Below are 15,197 nucleotides of genomic sequence, written 5' to 3'. Positions count from 1 at the left end.
GACGACGACGACGACGATCACGATGGCGACGATCGCTAGCCGGCCTCGCCCTTACTGGAAAAATGGCAGCTCGAAGGTCTCGGGCTGCCATTACCTTGTTCGCTCCTGGCCAGGATCAGAGCCGTCCCGGTTCGTCGCCTGACCCTGTTGAGACACCACATTTAGCGGCCGATCATCGGCGATGCGAGAACCTTGTCGACCCGATGCCCGTCCATATCGACCACTTCAAGCCGCCAGTTTCCTGCTTCGAGCACCTCGCCGGTTTTGGGAATATGCTGGAGGTGATCGATGACAAAGCCAGCAAGCGTCTGATAGTCACGATGCGCGGGCAGGGTCAGGCCGAGGCGGTCGGACAGATCATCGATCATCAGGCTGCCGGCCAGAAGCCACGAGCCGTCTTCGCGCTGGACGGCCTCGTCGGTTTCACCGTCTTCGAGGTCGGAGCGGAACACGCCGGCGATAGCTTCGAGCAAGTCGGTGGGCGTTACCAGGCCATCGAAATGACCATATTCGTCAAGGACCAATGCAAGGGGGAAATCGGCGCGGCGCAGCAGGTCGAGCACGTCGAGGGCGCCTACAGTGTCGGGAACGATCTGGGGTTTGCGCAACAATTTCCGCAGCGCTGCATGGTCGGTGGGTTGGGCGGCAAGATAATCGCGCACGACGAGAATGCCGATGATGTTGTCGAACTCACCGCTCGAAACCGGCAGGCGCGAATGACGGGCCTGGGTCAGTTTTGCGCGAATTGTCTCGAAATCATCGTCGAAGTCGAGCATCTCGACATCGGTGCGCGGGGTCATGATGGAGCGGGCACTGCGGTCCGAGAGACGCAACACGCCGGCAATCATGCGCTTTTCGTCGCGCTCGATCACTCCGGCTTCGGCAGCCTCGGCGACCATGGATTTGATCTCTTCCTCGGTGACGAGGTCTTCTCCGGTATCGCTGCGGCCGAGCATTCGCAGGACCAGTCGTGTCGACGCATCAAGGAGCCAGACCGCCGGCGCGGCGATCCGGGAAAGGATCTGCATGGGCCGGGCGATAATACATGCCACCCGTTCCGGGTTGCGCAGGGCAAGCTGTTTGGGAACCAGTTCGCCCACGACCACGGAGAGGTAGGTGATGATGGCAACCACGCCACCATACCCCAGGGCCGAGGCAACCGGGCCTGGCAGACCCGTATCGATGAGAATCCTAACGAGCACCCCGCCGAGCGTGGCGCCGGAAAACGCACCCGCCACGATGCCGATCAGGGTAATGCCGATCTGGACCGTGGAGAGAAAGCGGCCGGGGTTTTCAGCCAGTTTCACGGCTGCCGAAGCGCCGGGCTGGCCCCGTTCGGCCATTGATCGCAGTAGCGGTTTGCTTGCGGACACGATGGCGAGTTCGGACAGTGCGAAGACGCCATTGAGCAGGATCAGACCTGCAACGATAGCAATATCGATCATTGGGGACGGATCGGCCGTTGGGCCGGTCCGATTTTATCTTTCGGTGGGTTTGCGAGCCCGCTCAATGGGGGAAACCGGGCCGCGCGTCAATGCGCGGCCTGGCTCCGTGCGGCTTCCTTGACGGCGTCCTGCACCTTTTCAAAAGCGCGGACCTCGATCTGGCGGATCCGCTCGCGTGAGACGTCGTATTCCTGGGCCAGTTCTTCGAGCGTTGAGGGGCTTTCCTGCAGGCGGCGGGCCTTAAAGATCGCCTTTTCGCGGTCGTTGAGAACTTCCATGGCGCCTTCGAGAAGCCCCATGCGTTCGTCATATTCCTGGCTCTGGCCCAGCACTTCTTCCTGATCGGGCACATCGTCGATCAGCCAGTCCTGCCATTGGCTGGTGCCTTCGTCGGCGCGCATGGGCGCGTTGAGCGAGGCATCGCCGGTGAGGCGCTGGTTCATCGAGACCACATCGTCCTCGGTCACGTTGAGGGTCGTGGCGATCTGCTTGATCTGGTCGGGATGGAGGCTGCCGTCGTCGAGCGCGGCAATCTGGCCCTTGAGCCGACGCAGGTTGAAGAACAGTCGCTTCTGGGCGGCGGTGGTGCCGATCTTGACCAGAGACCACGAGCGCAGGACATATTCCTGGATCGAGGCGCGGATCCACCACATGGCATAGGTGGCAAGGCGGAAGCCCTTGTCGGGCTCGAAACGCTTGACCGCCTGCATAAGGCCGACATTGCCCTCCGAGATCACTTCGGAAATAGGCAGGCCATAGCCGCGATAGCCCATGGCGATCTTGGCCACGAGCCGCAGATGGGACGTAATGAGTTTCTGGGCCGCCTGGGGATCGGAATGCTCCTTGTACCGCTTGGCGAGCATGAACTCCTCGTCAGGGTGAAGCATGGGAAACTTGCGGATTTCCTGCAAATAGCGATTGAGGCCGTCTTCGGAACTCAAGACAGGAAGATTGGATTGGGCCATTTCTAGCACCCCCTCTCGTAAACCCCCGGATATCTCCGGCGGGTTGTGGTCCGCAACGACGCCCTTTACGGCACGTTTGCGGACATAATCGGAGCCAATATAGGTCTGAATTGGGCGATTACACCCCTGCTCCGCGAAAATATGGTATTCGCGGAATGCATGGTTTGGTGACCGATGTTCCGACCCTATAATGCATAGGGGGCGAGCTTAGTTGCGAGGTCGGCCAGCTCGGGGGGAAGTGGGCTTTCAAACCTGAGGGTCTGGCCGGTCACGGGATGGGCAAAGCCAAGGATCGCGGCGTGAAGGGCCTGCCGGTTCAAGGACTTGATGGTGTGCCCGATATCCTGGGGCACCGTATTGATCTTTGTTGCAAATGCCGACCCGTAAACCCCGTCGCCGATCAGAGGATGGCCGATATGGGCCATGTGCACGCGGATCTGATGGGTGCGGCCGGTTTCGAGCTGGCATTTGACCTGGGCGATGGACCATTTTTGGTCATTGAAGCGGCCCTCGACGCGAAAATGGGTGATGGCCTCGCGGCCTTCGCGCGGCAGGACCGATTGCTTGAGGCGGTTGTGAGGGTCGCGCCCGATCATGGTTTCGACAGTGCCGACCAGTGGGTTGGGGATGCCCCACACAAAGGCGGTGTAGGCACGCTCGAGAGGACCGGTGCGGCCATGGTCGGCGAACTGGGCGGCGAGCCCGTTATGGGCCTGCTCGGTCTTGGCGGCGACCATGACGCCCGAGGTGTCCTTGTCGAGCCTGTGAACGATCCCGGGGCGCTTGACCCCGCCGATGCCGCGCAGGCTGTCGCCGCAATGGTGGATGAGGGCGTTGACCAGCGTGCCGTCCTCATTGCCCGGTGCGGGATGGACCACCATGCCGGCGGGTTTGTCGATCACGATGAGATATTGGTCCTCGAACAGGATATTGAGTGCGATATCCTGGGGTTGGGGTTCGGCCTCGACAGGCTCGGGGGCGGCGAGAGTGATGGACTCGCCGGTCCTGACGCGATATTTGGGCACATCGTTGGTCGTCCCATCCACGCTGACCGCGCCCAAAAGGATCAAGTCCTTGATGCGGTTGCGGGAAAACAGGGGGAAACGGGCCGCCAGAAATGCATCGAGCCGCGTCCCGGCCTCAGGTTCGAGGACGGTGGCGTCGTGCCTATCCTGTTGGAGCTCACTGCCCGCCATGACCGATCCTCAAACCAATTTCGACAAGGACGAGCCCCTGAGCCCGGAGGCCGAGGCGGTGCTGGCAAAAGCCCGCCGGCGGGCGGGATTGTCCATGCTCGTCATGATGGTGGGGTTTATGGCGGTTGTGCTGGCGGTTGTCTATCGTCTGGCCACCATGGGAAGTGATGTGACCGACCAGTATGCACTGCAATCGATCGCCTTGCCCGAAGGGGCGCAGGTGATTTCGGCACAGGTGCAGGACGGGCTGGTGACGGTCACTTACGGCGCGGAAAGCGGGCAGGCGATCCGGATTTTCGATGGGGAAACCGGAGAGATGGTGCGCGAGATCGCGGTGGTGGGCGAGTAGCGTTTTTGTTGATCGCACTCTAGAGCCGTTCAGGATTTGATTGAATCAAATCCTTGGCTCTAAGTCCTTGTTTTGTCGCGTGTCCGAACCGCAAAACCGTTTCCACTTTTGCTGGACACGCTCTAGCAATCGGGTACGGCGACACTCAGTCCGCCGAGCGAGGTTTCCTTGTAGCGTTCGTCCATGTCCTTGCCGGTCTGGCGCATGGTTTCGATGCAGGCGTCGAGGGGTACGATGTGGCTGCCGTCGCCCTGCATGGCAAGGGACGCGGCGGCGACGGCTTTCACCGCGCCAAGTCCGTTGCGCTCGATGCAGGGGACCTGGACGAGGCCCTTTATTGGGTCGCAGGTCATGCCCAGATGGTGTTCGAGAGCGATTTCGGCGGCGTTTTCGATCTGGGCGTTGGTGCCGCCGAGCGCTGAACAGAGAGCGGCTGCGGCCATGGCCGAGGCGGAGCCCACTTCGCCCTGGCAGCCCACTTCGGCGCCCGAGATCGAGGCGTTGTATTTGATGAGACCGCCAATGGCCGCACCAACCAGCAGCATTTCGGGGATTTTTTCGCGCGTGGCGCCTGGCACATGGGAGATATAGTAGCGCAGGACGGCGGGGAAAACGCCCGCCGCGCCATTGGTGGGGGCGGTCACGACCTGGCCGCCGGCGGCGTTTTCCTCGTTGACCGCCATTGCGTAGGCCGAAAGCCAGTCGATGGCCGAATGGAGCGGCATGTCGTTGGCGCCGGCCTTGCCGGAAAGGTTTTCGAAAATGGCGCGGGCGCGGCGCTTGACCTTGAGGCCACCGGGAAGTTCGCCAGTGGCGTCGAGGCCGCGGGTAATGCAGGCGTCCATGACGTCCCAGATGCCGATGAGGCGTTCTGAGAAAGCTTCACCGTCGAGCCGTGCGCATTCGTTGCGGCGCTTCATTTCGGCGATCGAGAGATTGGCGGCAGCGCCCATCTCGAGCATCTGATCGGCATTGGCAAAGGGGAAGGGGACGTCGTCGGCCGGGGTGGCCGGCATATCGCCAGCCTCGATTTCGGCGAGCGTTTTGACAAAGCCGCCGCCGATAGAGAAATAGGTTTCCTCGGCGACGATCTTTTTACCGGCATCGAGCAGGGCGAAGCGCATGCCGTTTGGGTGGGTTTCAAGGCGTGTCTTGCGATCGATAATCAGGTCCGCCTCAGGATCGAGCGCGATGGTTCGTCCGGGAGCGGGTTCAATGGTCCTGCGGGTGGCGAGTTCGGCAAGCGCGGTTTCGACTTTGCCTCTGTCGTAGGTTTCGGGTTCGAAACCGAGGCAACCGGCAAGGACGGCGGCATTGGTGCCATGGCCGACGCCGGTGAAGGCGAGCGAGCCGTAAAGGGTGATTTGCAGGCGCGTACCTTCGAGCGGTTCGACGGCGCGGATCGTATCGAGAAAACGGGCGGCGGCGAGCATCGGTCCCATGGTGTGGGACGATGAGGGCCCGACGCTGACCTTGAACACGTCAAACACCGAGACGAACATGGCTGGCCATCTCCTGAGAGGTCGAGTGGTTCGTTGTCGGTCGAGGGAATAGAAAATTATTGCGCCCGTCAAGCTGATATTGGCGGTATCATTGCGCGAGTATCAGCGATTATAGGCCGAAATCTGTGCCTTGGTCGCCTTTTCGCGCCAAATCGTTTCAAAGAGGGCGCGGAAATGGTCGGGCTCAAGGCGATCCATGCGGATCAGGACGTAGGGATAGTCGCGATAATGATCGGTGATGAAGAACAGGTCGGGATCGGCTTCGATCAACATGTCGCGTTCGTCGATCGAGGGGCGCTGAAGGGCGAGAATTCCCGGTTCGCGCTCGCGGAGCAGGAATTTGGTGCCGAGCTTGATCGCGGGTGTGCCGTAGCTGGTCGATCGAACGACGTCGGGGAAGGTTGAGGCAATTGCAAAGACGTCATCGAAATCCATGACGTCTTCCCGGGTTAGCGGCGGTAGCGCAGGCGCCCGATTTCGTCGAATTCTGCCTGTTCGCGCTTTTGCTGCTCGTCTTTTTCGCGCTGGTGTTCGCGCGCATCGAGCAGTTCGACCTTTTTGAGGTCTTCGATGGCTTCGGCGAGTTCGTCCTGGGCAGCTTCGAGCTTGCCCTTCATGTCCCCGGCCGAGGTCAAGAGATTGTCGCGGCGGGTGATGGCAGCCTTGGCGAATGTCGAATAGGCGAAATGGGCGACATCGGAAATGCCGGTCTTTTTGTGCTCGATATCGATCTGCTGGTCGAGTTCGGCGGCCATGCGCTCGAAATCGGCGACCATGGTCTCGATCTGGAGGACCTGACGGCGCTTCTCGTCCACCTGAAACTTCTTGAGTCGGATCAGGCTCGCGCTCTTGGACTTCATGACTTGTACTCCTTACTCATCAAGCCGTATCCCCCGCCGCCGCCGTTCCCAGAATCGTCGCCAGCAGATTGTAGCCGTCGGCGATATTGGTCCGCTCGTCCGATCGCTGGCTCAAAAACGCCTCCAGCGCCGGGCTGAGCGCGATGGCGCGGTCAACCTTGGGATCCGATCCTTTCCGGTAAGCCCCCAGCCGGATCAGTTCCTCCATGTCGGCGTAAACCGACATCAGTTCGCGCGCCTTGCTCAAAGTGGGCCGGAACTCTTCCGGCACGCATCCGGGCATGGTGCGCGAGACGGAGCGAAGAACATTGACGGCAGGATAGCGTCCCCGTTCGGCAATGGATCGCTCCATCACAATGTGACCATCGAGAATGCCGCGCACGGCGTCCGCAATGGGCTCGTTGTGATCGTCACCTTCTACCAAAACGGTAAATAGACCGGTAACAGAGCCCGAATTAACCAGGCCGGGACCGGCGCGTTCCAACAAACGTGGCAATTCTGTGAAGACCGTTGGCGGGTAGCCTTTGGCGGTGGGCGGTTCGCCCGTCGCAAGGCCGATCTCGCGCTGGGCCATGGCAAAGCGGGTGAGGCTGTCCATCATGCACAGGACGCGCTTGCCCTGGTCGCGGAAATATTCGGCCAGGGTAACCGTGAGATAGGCGGCCTGGCGGCGCATGAGGGCGGATTCATCGGAGGTCGCGACGACGACGATGGCCTTTTTCATGCCCTCTTCGCCGAGCTGTTCTGTGATGAATTCCTGGACCTCGCGGCCGCGCTCGCCGATCAACCCGATGATCGAGACGTCCACGTCGGTGTTGCGGGCCAGCATGCTCATGAGAACCGATTTGCCGACGCCCGAGCCGGCAAAGATTCCCATGCGCTGGCCGTCACAGCAGGTGGTGAAGGTGTTGAGGCATCTCACGCCCAGATCGATGGGGCCACCGACGCGGGCGCGCTCATGGGCGGGCAGGGGGAGGTTGCGCAGCGCGTAGGGCGCGGCGCCGCGCATCAGGGGCGCTCCACCATCGATGGGTCTGGCTTCGGCGTTGAGGACGCGACCGAGCCAGGAGGTGTCAGGATAGGCGGCGCCGTCATGGCCGGCAAACACCGCCTTGCAGCCGAGCCTTACGCCCTCGACAGGGCCGAAAGGCAGGCAGAGTGCCAGCCCGTCGCGAAAACCGATGATTTCGCAGGCCAGGTTGGAGCCGGTCTGGGTTTCGATGGTCACGCGGCCTCCGACGCGCAATTCGCGCACCGGGCCAACGACTTCGATCAGAAGTCCCTGAACCGTCTTGACGCGTCCGAAGACCTCGATCTCATCGATCGCTTCAATGTCGGAGATCAGGGACTGCACCGCGGCCTCTCCAGTGGAAATGATTCGTACCCAGAATTGGCCACATTGGTAACTCATCCTTAAGGTTATGGCGATATTGCCGAAAGTTGAGCAATTTTTTTCGCTGCGCATCGGCGCGCGTCCGCTTTCCCCTGTCAGACCCGGTTCAATGAGTCCCAAGAGTCGCTTGAAGGGCTTTCTTAACGTTGTGCATTAAGAAAAATTCTTTTCATTTTTCCTTGTATTTCAATGAGTTAACACCTTATTCAGTTAATGCAAATCGCATATTGCCCGACTGAATTAAACTTTGTTAACTAATTACCGGTAGCTTCGAATCGTACCCAGTAGGGTTTGGTTAAGGGCGTCGGGATCGAGCTGAACGCCCGGTCCCAGCAGGGACTTGTTGGATTTAAGGGGATTGGCATGCGTGTGCTCTTGATAGAGGACGACAGCGCGACAGCGCAGAGCATCGAACTGATGCTCAAATCCGAGAGTTTCAATGCGTACACAACCGACCTCGGTGAGGAAGGTGTCGATCTGGGCAAGCTCTATGATTACGACATCATTTTGCTTGACCTCAATCTGCCGGATATGAGCGGGTATGAAGTGCTGCGCACGCTGCGCGTTGCGAAGGTTCAGACCCCCATCCTCATTCTCTCAGGTCTGGCAGGGATCGAAGATAAGGTACGCGGTCTGGGCTTCGGCGCCGACGATTACATGACCAAGCCGTTCCACAAGGACGAACTGGTCGCCCGCATTCACGCCATCGTGCGCCGGTCCAAGGGCCATGCGCAGTCGGTCATCAACACCGGCGATCTTTCCGTCAACCTCGACACCAAGACCGTCGAAGTTGGTGGTCAGCGCGTGCACCTGACGGGCAAGGAATACCAGATGCTCGAGTTGCTCTCGCTGCGCAAGGGTACGACGCTCACCAAGGAAATGTTCCTCAACCATCTCTATGGCGGGATGGACGAGCCGGAACTGAAAATCATCGACGTGTTCATCTGCAAGCTGCGCAAGAAGCTTTCGGTGGCCACGGCCGGCAAGAACTATATCGAGACCGTCTGGGGCCGCGGCTATGTGCTGCGTGAGCCCGACGAAAACGAGTTGGCCGAGAGCGCCTGATCGGCCCTGACAAGTCTGCTGAATTCAAAGGCCCGTGCGATCCCCCTCGCACGGGCCTTGTTCGTTGCGGGCTCAGATCACCAGCTTGCGGTAGAGGTGCCAGGTCGCGTGTCCGAGCATGGGCAGAGCGAGGGCAAGGCCGACAAAGAGCGGGATCGATGCGACAAAGAGCGTGACCGCGACCACGAGACCGAAAATTGTCATCTGAACCGGGTTGGTGGTGAAGGCGCGCACTGAAACGGCAACCGCTTCGCCAGCACTTCCGCCGCGATCGACGAGCAACGGGAACGCGATTGCCGTTGTGGCGAGGACGACAAAGGCAAAGCCGAGCCCGACAAGATTGCCCCAGACCAGAAGGCTCCAGCCCCGCGCCGTGGTGAAGGTCTCGATGAGCAGCGCGATCAGCGTTGCGGGCGGGTTTGCCCCGAAATGGGCATCATAGACGGCATTGGCCGCGGTGAGCCAGAGCGCGAAGACCACGGCCAGCATTGCGCCCAGAATGACAATCGAACCGATCGCAGGGTGTTTGAGCACGCTCAAGGCGTGACGGGGGCTGTCGTCTTCGCCCTGTTCTCGGCGCCGGCTGAGCTCATAGAGACCGATGGCGGCGAGTGGGCCGATCAGCGCAAACCCGGCCGCCAAGGGATAGAGCAGGGGAAACGTCGCGCCACCGGCGCTCCAGACGGCGAGCACGATGCCGACTGCGGGATAGATGAGAGCCAGAAACAGGTAATGGGATGGATGGCGCCAGAAATCGGAAACGCCCTTGCCGAGGGCGTTGAAAACGTCGCCGGTCGAGATCGTGCGGATGGCGCGTTCGGACGTGTGGGATTGGGCAAGGGCGGGGTTGGAAGACACGGGCATGCTTATCTCCTCGGTTCACAAGGAGCGCGGTGCCTCGCATTTCCCCCGGGCGCGGGCACACCGCGCTGCACGGAGCGTTACCAGTATGCGCAACGCAACGGATTGAGCATACAGCAATTTGCGATGATGCGGCATGCCCCGTCACACACATGTGTGTAGCGCCGATCTCCCAGCCCGGTGCCCTAGACGAAGGGCTGGAACTTGGATTCCAGCATCTGCTGGTCGAAGGGCTTGAGCATGTGGTCGTTGGCGCCGGCCTTGCGGGCCATGGCGATGTGGCCGATGTCGCGTTCGGCCAGACAATAGACGATCTTTGGCTTGTCGCCGCCATTATAGCCGCGCAGGGTCTTGAGAAATTCAAGTCCGCTCATGATCGGCATCTGCCAGTCGAGCAGGATGACGTCGGGCATTTCCTGGGCGCATTTTTCATACGCTTCCTGCCCGTCCTCGGCTTCGTCGACGATGAAATCCATGTCTTCTAGAATACGCCGCGCGACTTTGCGGATGACGCTGGAATCGTCAACGATCAGACACGATTTCATGAGCCCGTCCCTCAGCTTCCGGGCTGATTTGCGCCCGGGATCGCCATGAGTTTACCGCCACAATGGTTAGCGAATGGAAAAGGTGCGCCATTTTTGCTGGCGCGGTCCTCCATTTGGGCTCACTCAGGGCCGGGCAGGCTAGTCGATCGTATGGGAGAGCGGATCGGCGGTGAAGCGCAGGATTTCGCCGTCGAGGGCAAGATTGAGCCCCATATGCGACAGACGGGCCAGCACACCGGTGTAAAACGGCTGGATACCGCGGGCGTCGACACTGCCTTCTTCGGGCGTGCCGGCAAGAAGGCCCTGCACCGCATTTGGAATGAGGGTTTTCGGGCCAGTGGCGGTGATGGTGAAATTCTCGGCTCCTGCCTCGCCTTCCACCTCGACGGTCACCGTGCCGCCGCGCGGAACGCCCTGGGTGGCGATCAGCAGCATGTTGAGCAACAGCTTGGCCTTGTTCTTGGGCAAAAGCATGGGAGAGACCTTCCAGTCGAGGTCGGCCTTTTCCCCGGCCATCAGAAGCGTTGCGACCCGATCGGCCTCGCGGGTATCGATCTCGGTGCCGGCGGTCGAGGATGCGCCAAAGGCCAGGCGGGCGAATTCGAGCTTGGCGCGGGCCTGACGGGTCGAATTTTCGATCAGTTCCTTGGCGAAGGTCTGCATGTCGACCTGGGTGGGGTCGGCAAGCACTTCAAGACCATTGCCAATGGCGCCCACGGGGTTGATGAGGTCGTGGCAGACACGCGAGCACAGCAATGCGGCAAGGTCCGGCGCGCTTAGTTCGACAATGCTCGTCATGGCCAAATTCTCGCTTTTCGTTGTTCGAATCAATTTTCAAAGCACTTTACTGTGCAAGTGGGGCAGGGCAACGCCAAGTTTGTCGTGCGGTCGCCCAGCTCTAACGATGTTGGGCGGCACGCCGGTCGGGCAATGCCTCCCAGTTGACGGCCGCCGTGGCCAGCGCGGTGCCCGGCGCCATATCGAAGGCGGCGCGGTTGCCGATGGAATAAAACAGCATAAGCCGTCCTCCGATTATACGGAAAATCTGGGGATTGCCGTCGGAAAGATGTCCCCGGGCCATGGCCATGGCGCAATGGCCCCCGAAAATCGGCGCGTAGATTTCCGGGTTTGCGGCGAATATGTCCCGGTTGGCGGCGGAGACGAAGTACCAGGAAACCCCGTTCCACTCCAATTCGTTGACTGGAGTACCCTGCAGGGCGGCATCCTCGGTAAAATAGGCCACGGGATCGAATCCCGACAGCGCCACGCCGGTCAGAGCGTTGGTGATAATGGACTTTTCCTGCGCGGGGGCCGCCGTGGCAAAGCACAGGGCGAGAAAAAGCAGGCAGAAAGTCGTGTAAGACTTTGTAAGGGTTAAGATTTGTTTACCTATTTGCCGCATTATCGCTCAATGAACCGCTATGCTGTTGGGGGCGGACTGGTCGATCCTAGCGCAGGGCCGTTTGGCCTTGGTTAACCGGGACGCATATCGCGAATTTTTTACGCGCGAAGTGGGAGCATGTAATTTGATGATGAATCGCTTCTTGGCAGCACTGGTTCTCGGTCTGGGCCTTGTCCTGGGCTCTGCGCCGGCCAACGCCCAACAGGGATCGCTGTCGGACACCTATTCGAGCGACGAAATCCTTTCGGCCGGGCACCAGTTCTTCGGGTCCGTTGCCCAGGGGCTGGCCTCGGTGATCGAGCAGGCTTTCGAGCAGTATGGCCAGCCAAACGCCTATATTCTGGGCCAGGAGGGTGGCGGGGCCCTGTTCATCGGCGCCAAATATGGCGACGGGACAATGTATACGCGCAATGCGGGGACCCATCAGGTGTTCTGGCAGGGCCCGAGCCTGGGGCTCAACATCGGTGCCGACGGCAGCCGGGTGATGATGCTCGTCTACAACCTGCCTTCGGTGGAATCGATCTATGACCGCTATCCGGGCGTCGAGGGATCGATCTTTGCGGTTGGTGGCATCGGCATGACGGCGCTCAAACTCGACGATGTCTACGTGGTGCCGATCAGCTCGGGTGTCGGGCTGCGGGCAGGCGTTGCCGTTGGCTATCTCAATTTCACGCGCGAGCCGACCTGGAACCCATTCTGATCTCAACCAGTTCCGATGGGCGAGAGGTGTCCAGGTCATGTCACAGCTGTGAGATGACGCTTCGGATTTGATCGAGTAAGGTTACCTGCAACAGGGTGTGGCGTCGGGGGCTTCCCGGCGGCATAGTATGGGCAGGGCTTCCCGCCAGGGGAGAGGCGTATGGTCATTGAAAATGCGATGTATTTCACGCTCGGCTTCCTTGCGGCGGCCCTGTTTGCCATCGCCGTCGGCCCGGCGTTCTGGCGCCGCGCCGTTCGTCTGACCAAGCGCCGGATCGAAGCGGCAACCCCGGTCACGCTTGCCGAATTCCGCGCCGACAAGGACAAGCTGCGGGCTGAATTCGCCATTACGCTCCGCAAGCATCAGCTCAAGATCGACGCGCTGCGCAACCAGATTTCGGGGAACGTGGTGGCGCTGGATGCGGCGATGAGCGAACTGGCGGCGCTGCGCACCGAGCGCGACGAGCAGTTCGCGGCCATCGGGTCGCTCCAGACGCGTGAGCAGGAACTGGTGGCCCGAATCCGCGACATAGAGCGCGACTCTGCGGCGCTTGCCGCACGGCTCCGCCAGTCCGATGTGGATTATTCCGATATCGACCCCGAGCTCATGCCCGATGAGGGCGAGGCCGTTACAGCCGAGCAGCTGACCGGAGATTACCGTTCCGATGTCGAGGATTTGCTGACGGCGCTCAATATCGAGCGCCAGCGCAACGGTTATCTCGAAGACCAGACCCGCATGCTTCTGGCGCGTCTTGAAAAAAAGAAAAAGAGCGGGCTCAAGGACGAAGCGATCGCCATGCTGCGCGATACGCTGTCCCAGAACGATCCCGAAAGCGAGGCGCGTGTCCAGTTGCGCCGGGCCGAAGCGCGGATTTCGGGAGCCGAGAACCGTCTCAACGCGTTGCTCAGCGAATCGGCGGCTGACGGGCAGGTAACACATACGGACGGTTCACGTCGGCTCCTGGCCGAAGATTTTTCCCAGGCCGAGCAGAGCGAATTGCTCCGGACCGCGGTTGTCGGGCTCGAGGAGGCCATCATGAACGATTGGGACACTGAACGGTTCGACGCCGAGGCGCTTCGCTCGCAACTCGAAGCCATAGCTTCGGACGTGTCCAGGCTGGTTTACGCCGGGGACGCCGAAGACGGTCCGGCCATGACCGAAAGCCTTTTCGACAAGGTCCGCAAGTTCGCCGCCGACAGTCTCGATGTGGAAGAGCTCGATCCCCGCGACAAGGCATCGTCCGGCGGCACGGTATCGGACCGCATGCTCGCCATGCGCGATCGGGCGGCGCAGTAGGTTTCATTCCACAGTCTGACGAAATGGCGGGAGGATATTTCCTCCGGGGCACCAGCGGCAGCATGCCCAGACCTTGGCGTCCGCGATCGGTGGGCGTAGATTTTGCCTAATACTTATGCATCGCGTCTATTTCGCGGTCATCGAATACGAGGCAAATAATGTCATCCCCAATTTCCCAATCCGTGGCGCGGAAGCCTAAGGGCCCGCTCTACACCAATTTCGGATTCCAGGTATTGCTGGCCCTGGTTGTCGGTCTGCTGCTGGGTCTGATCGCCCGGCAGATGGGACCAACCGACGCCGGCCCCAACTGGCTTGTGCAAACGCTTTCGACAGTGGGCTCGAGCTTCGTGCAACTGCTTCGAACCATCGTGCCGGTCCTGATCTTTACGGCCATAGTGGCCTCGATTGCCAATCTGCGCGAACTCAACAATGCGGCACGTCTCGTCTGGCAAACCCTTTTGTGGTTCGCGATCACGGCACTCATCGCCGTTCTGATCGGGATTGCGCTGGGTCTCATCATTCAGCCGGGGCTCAATACGGCAGTGACCGACGCCGCTGCCCGCGCGCCTGCACGTTCGGGGTCCTGGCTCGATTTTCTCACCGGTCTCATCCCCTCCAACATCCTTGGCCTGCAGGCCTCGACGCGCGTCAGCGATGGCGGGGCGTCCACGAGCCTGAGCTTTAATGTGCTGCAAATCCTCGTGATTTCCATCGCGGTGGGTGTTGCCGCGCTCAAGGTGGGCGATGCGGCAAAACCGTTCCTCGAATTCAACCGCTCGTTTCTCAAGGTCATCCACAAGCTGTTGTGGTGGATCATCCGGCTGACCCCCATTGCCACAGTGGGGCTGCTGGGCAATGCCGTGGCTGTCTATGGTTGGGAAACGCTGGCCCAGCTTGGCTGGTACGCGGCGGCGATCTATATCGGGCTGGCCATCGTGTTGCTGATTGTCTATCCGACGCTGCTCACCGTTCACGGGCTCAACCCGATCCGCTATTTCCAGGGCGCATGGCCGGCCATCCAGTTTGCTTTCGTGTCGCGGTCGTCGGTGGGCACCATGCCGATTACCGAACGCGTCACCGAGAAAAATCTGGGCGTGCCGCGTGAGTATGCGAGCTTTGCCGTGCCGCTGGGCTCGACGACAAAAATGGATGGGTGTGCTTCGATCTATCCGGCGATTTCGGCGATCTTCGTGGCACAGTTTTTCGGCATCCAGCTCGGTTTGCAGGAATATCTGCTGATCGTGTTTGTGTCGGTGATCGGTTCGGCGGCAACGGCGGGCCTGACGGGTGCGACGGTCATGCTGACCCTGACGCTTTCCACGCTGGGCCTGCCGCTGGAGGGTGTGGGGCTGTTGCTGGCCATCGACCCGATCCTCGATATGGGCCGCACCGCGGTCAATGTCGCGGGACAGGCGCTGGTGCCGACCATTGTTGCCAAGCGGCAGGGGATTCTCGATCAGAGAGTTTATGACACCGTCGAGCACATTGAGGCGCTCGATACGACACCCAGCGGGGTCAGCGCTCCGGCCCAGTAGAGCGTGTCCAGCAAAAGTGGAAACGGTTTTGCGGTTCGGACACGCGACAAAATAAAGATCTAGAGGATTTTAGCGATTCGAAG

16 protein-coding genes are annotated in these 15,197 nt (G+C 60.6%); 5 read left to right on the top strand and 11 right to left on the bottom strand.

All coding sequences use genetic code 11. The features are described from left to right. Positions 1-161: 161 nt before the first annotated feature. The 3 genes from AACZ55_RS07430 to AACZ55_RS07420 form a co-directional block, all read right to left on the bottom strand. Positions 162-1,445, bottom strand: coding sequence for a hemolysin family protein (locus tag AACZ55_RS07430; protein ID WP_339644731.1), 1,284 nt, complete (start codon positions 1,443-1,445; stop codon positions 162-164). An 86-nt stretch (positions 1,446-1,531) separates the two neighbouring features. Beyond that, a complete protein-coding gene (gene rpoH / locus AACZ55_RS07425; protein WP_338609481.1) occupies positions 1,532-2,410 on the bottom strand; it encodes an RNA polymerase sigma factor RpoH in 879 nt (292 codons plus the stop codon). Between the two features lie 185 nt (positions 2,411-2,595). Beyond that, positions 2,596-3,606, bottom strand: coding sequence for an RluA family pseudouridine synthase (locus AACZ55_RS07420; protein WP_339644728.1), 1,011 nt, complete (start codon positions 3,604-3,606; stop codon positions 2,596-2,598). Here AACZ55_RS07420 and AACZ55_RS07415 point away from each other — a divergent pair. Next, positions 3,605-3,955 carry a DUF6476 family protein gene (locus tag AACZ55_RS07415; RefSeq protein ID WP_339644725.1) on the top strand — a complete coding sequence of 117 codons (351 nt, stop codon included), beginning with the start codon at positions 3,605-3,607 and terminating at the stop codon, positions 3,953-3,955. The genes AACZ55_RS07420 and AACZ55_RS07415 overlap by 2 nt on opposite strands. 122 nt (positions 3,956-4,077) lie before the next feature. Here the strand turns inward: AACZ55_RS07415 and AACZ55_RS07410 are convergent, their stop codons facing one another. The 4 genes from AACZ55_RS07410 to fliI all read right to left on the bottom strand — a co-directional run bounded on the left by AACZ55_RS07410 (position 4,078) and on the right by fliI (position 7,671). Beyond that, on the bottom strand, positions 4,078-5,457 hold the full coding sequence (locus AACZ55_RS07410) for an L-serine ammonia-lyase (RefSeq protein WP_339644723.1): 1,380 nt from the start codon (positions 5,455-5,457) through the stop codon (positions 4,078-4,080). A 102-nt stretch (positions 5,458-5,559) separates the two neighbouring features. Next, on the bottom strand, positions 5,560-5,892 hold the full coding sequence (locus AACZ55_RS07405) for an MmcQ/YjbR family DNA-binding protein (protein ID WP_339644720.1): 333 nt from the start codon (positions 5,890-5,892) through the stop codon (positions 5,560-5,562). Between the two features lie 14 nt (positions 5,893-5,906). Then, positions 5,907-6,317, bottom strand: a complete 411-nt coding sequence (gene fliJ / locus AACZ55_RS07400; RefSeq protein WP_338609489.1) for a flagellar export protein FliJ — start codon at positions 6,315-6,317, stop codon at positions 5,907-5,909. A 19-nt stretch (positions 6,318-6,336) separates the two neighbouring features. Next, positions 6,337-7,671, bottom strand: a complete 1,335-nt coding sequence (gene fliI / locus AACZ55_RS07395; protein ID WP_339644717.1) for a flagellar protein export ATPase FliI — start codon at positions 7,669-7,671, stop codon at positions 6,337-6,339. 402 nt (positions 7,672-8,073) lie between these two features. Between fliI and AACZ55_RS07390 the strand changes: the two genes are divergently transcribed. Then, entirely contained in the window at positions 8,074-8,775 is a 702-nt protein-coding gene (locus AACZ55_RS07390) for a response regulator transcription factor (RefSeq protein ID WP_014131573.1), read from the top strand. 72 nt (positions 8,776-8,847) lie between these two features. On the opposite strand, the gene AACZ55_RS07385 is transcribed toward AACZ55_RS07390, so the two are convergent. The 4 genes from AACZ55_RS07385 to AACZ55_RS07370 form a co-directional block, all read right to left on the bottom strand. Continuing rightward, complete coding sequence (locus AACZ55_RS07385; RefSeq protein WP_339644714.1) at positions 8,848-9,639, bottom strand: DUF2189 domain-containing protein; 792 nt, start codon at positions 9,637-9,639, stop codon at positions 8,848-8,850. 182 nt (positions 9,640-9,821) lie between these two features. Beyond that, the gene (locus AACZ55_RS07380) at positions 9,822-10,181 is read right to left on the bottom strand and encodes a response regulator (RefSeq protein WP_339644711.1); all 360 of its coding nucleotides are present in this window, start codon (positions 10,179-10,181) and stop codon (positions 9,822-9,824) included. Between the two features lie 138 nt (positions 10,182-10,319). Continuing rightward, a complete protein-coding gene (locus AACZ55_RS07375) occupies positions 10,320-10,979 on the bottom strand; it encodes a histidine phosphotransferase family protein (RefSeq protein ID WP_339644708.1) in 660 nt (219 codons plus the stop codon). 100 nt (positions 10,980-11,079) lie between these two features. Continuing rightward, positions 11,080-11,583: a YHS domain-containing (seleno)protein gene (locus AACZ55_RS07370; protein ID WP_339644706.1), complete on the bottom strand. Its 504-nt coding sequence runs from the start codon at positions 11,581-11,583 to the stop codon at positions 11,080-11,082. A 127-nt stretch (positions 11,584-11,710) separates the two neighbouring features. Between AACZ55_RS07370 and AACZ55_RS07365 the strand changes: the two genes are divergently transcribed. From AACZ55_RS07365 to AACZ55_RS07355, 3 genes are all read left to right on the top strand, one after another. Beyond that, positions 11,711-12,283 carry a DUF1134 domain-containing protein gene (locus AACZ55_RS07365; protein WP_338609496.1) on the top strand — a complete coding sequence of 191 codons (573 nt, stop codon included), beginning with the start codon at positions 11,711-11,713 and terminating at the stop codon, positions 12,281-12,283. A gap of 159 nt (positions 12,284-12,442) precedes the next feature. Continuing rightward, positions 12,443-13,579: a hypothetical protein gene (locus tag AACZ55_RS07360; protein ID WP_339644702.1), complete on the top strand. Its 1,137-nt coding sequence runs from the start codon at positions 12,443-12,445 to the stop codon at positions 13,577-13,579. 158 nt (positions 13,580-13,737) lie between these two features. Further along, positions 13,738-15,114 (top strand): dicarboxylate/amino acid:cation symporter, encoded by a 1,377-nt coding sequence (locus AACZ55_RS07355; RefSeq protein WP_338609499.1) that lies wholly within the window; start codon positions 13,738-13,740, stop codon positions 15,112-15,114. Positions 15,115-15,197: the final 83 nt, after the last annotated feature.

Origin of the sequence: uncultured Pelagibacterium sp. (assembly GCF_963972885.1) — a bacterium.
GTDB classification, from domain to species: Bacteria; Pseudomonadota; Alphaproteobacteria; order Rhizobiales; family Devosiaceae; genus Pelagibacterium; species Pelagibacterium nitratireducens.
The sequence above is the reverse complement of the archived record's forward strand: the minus strand, read 5'-3'. Positions and strand labels throughout refer to the sequence as shown.

Excerpts from the sequence above, each read along its gene's own strand:
- rpoH (WP_338609481.1), bottom strand. The coding sequence starts at position 2,410 with ATGGCCCAATCCAATCTTCCTGTCTTGAGTTCCGAAGACGGCCTCAAT.
- AACZ55_RS07430 (WP_339644731.1), bottom strand. The coding sequence starts at position 1,445 with ATGATCGATATTGCTATCGTTGCAGGTCTGATCCTGCTCAATGGCGTC.
- AACZ55_RS07360 (WP_339644702.1), top strand. The coding sequence starts at position 12,443 with ATGGTCATTGAAAATGCGATGTATTTCACGCTCGGCTTCCTTGCGGCG.
- AACZ55_RS07370 (WP_339644706.1), bottom strand. The coding sequence starts at position 11,583 with ATGCGGCAAATAGGTAAACAAATCTTAACCCTTACAAAGTCTTACACG.
- AACZ55_RS07390 (WP_014131573.1), top strand. The coding sequence starts at position 8,074 with ATGCGTGTGCTCTTGATAGAGGACGACAGCGCGACAGCGCAGAGCATC.
- fliJ (WP_338609489.1), bottom strand. The coding sequence starts at position 6,317 with ATGAAGTCCAAGAGCGCGAGCCTGATCCGACTCAAGAAGTTTCAGGTG.
- AACZ55_RS07420 (WP_339644728.1), bottom strand. The coding sequence starts at position 3,606 with ATGGCGGGCAGTGAGCTCCAACAGGATAGGCACGACGCCACCGTCCTC.
- AACZ55_RS07355 (WP_338609499.1), top strand. The coding sequence starts at position 13,738 with ATGTCATCCCCAATTTCCCAATCCGTGGCGCGGAAGCCTAAGGGCCCG.
- AACZ55_RS07365 (WP_338609496.1), top strand. The coding sequence starts at position 11,711 with ATGATGAATCGCTTCTTGGCAGCACTGGTTCTCGGTCTGGGCCTTGTC.
- AACZ55_RS07380 (WP_339644711.1), bottom strand. The coding sequence starts at position 10,181 with ATGAAATCGTGTCTGATCGTTGACGATTCCAGCGTCATCCGCAAAGTC.
- AACZ55_RS07405 (WP_339644720.1), bottom strand. The coding sequence starts at position 5,892 with ATGGATTTCGATGACGTCTTTGCAATTGCCTCAACCTTCCCCGACGTC.
- AACZ55_RS07410 (WP_339644723.1), bottom strand. The coding sequence starts at position 5,457 with ATGTTCGTCTCGGTGTTTGACGTGTTCAAGGTCAGCGTCGGGCCCTCA.
- AACZ55_RS07415 (WP_339644725.1), top strand. The coding sequence starts at position 3,605 with ATGACCGATCCTCAAACCAATTTCGACAAGGACGAGCCCCTGAGCCCG.
- AACZ55_RS07385 (WP_339644714.1), bottom strand. The coding sequence starts at position 9,639 with ATGCCCGTGTCTTCCAACCCCGCCCTTGCCCAATCCCACACGTCCGAA.
- AACZ55_RS07375 (WP_339644708.1), bottom strand. The coding sequence starts at position 10,979 with ATGACGAGCATTGTCGAACTAAGCGCGCCGGACCTTGCCGCATTGCTG.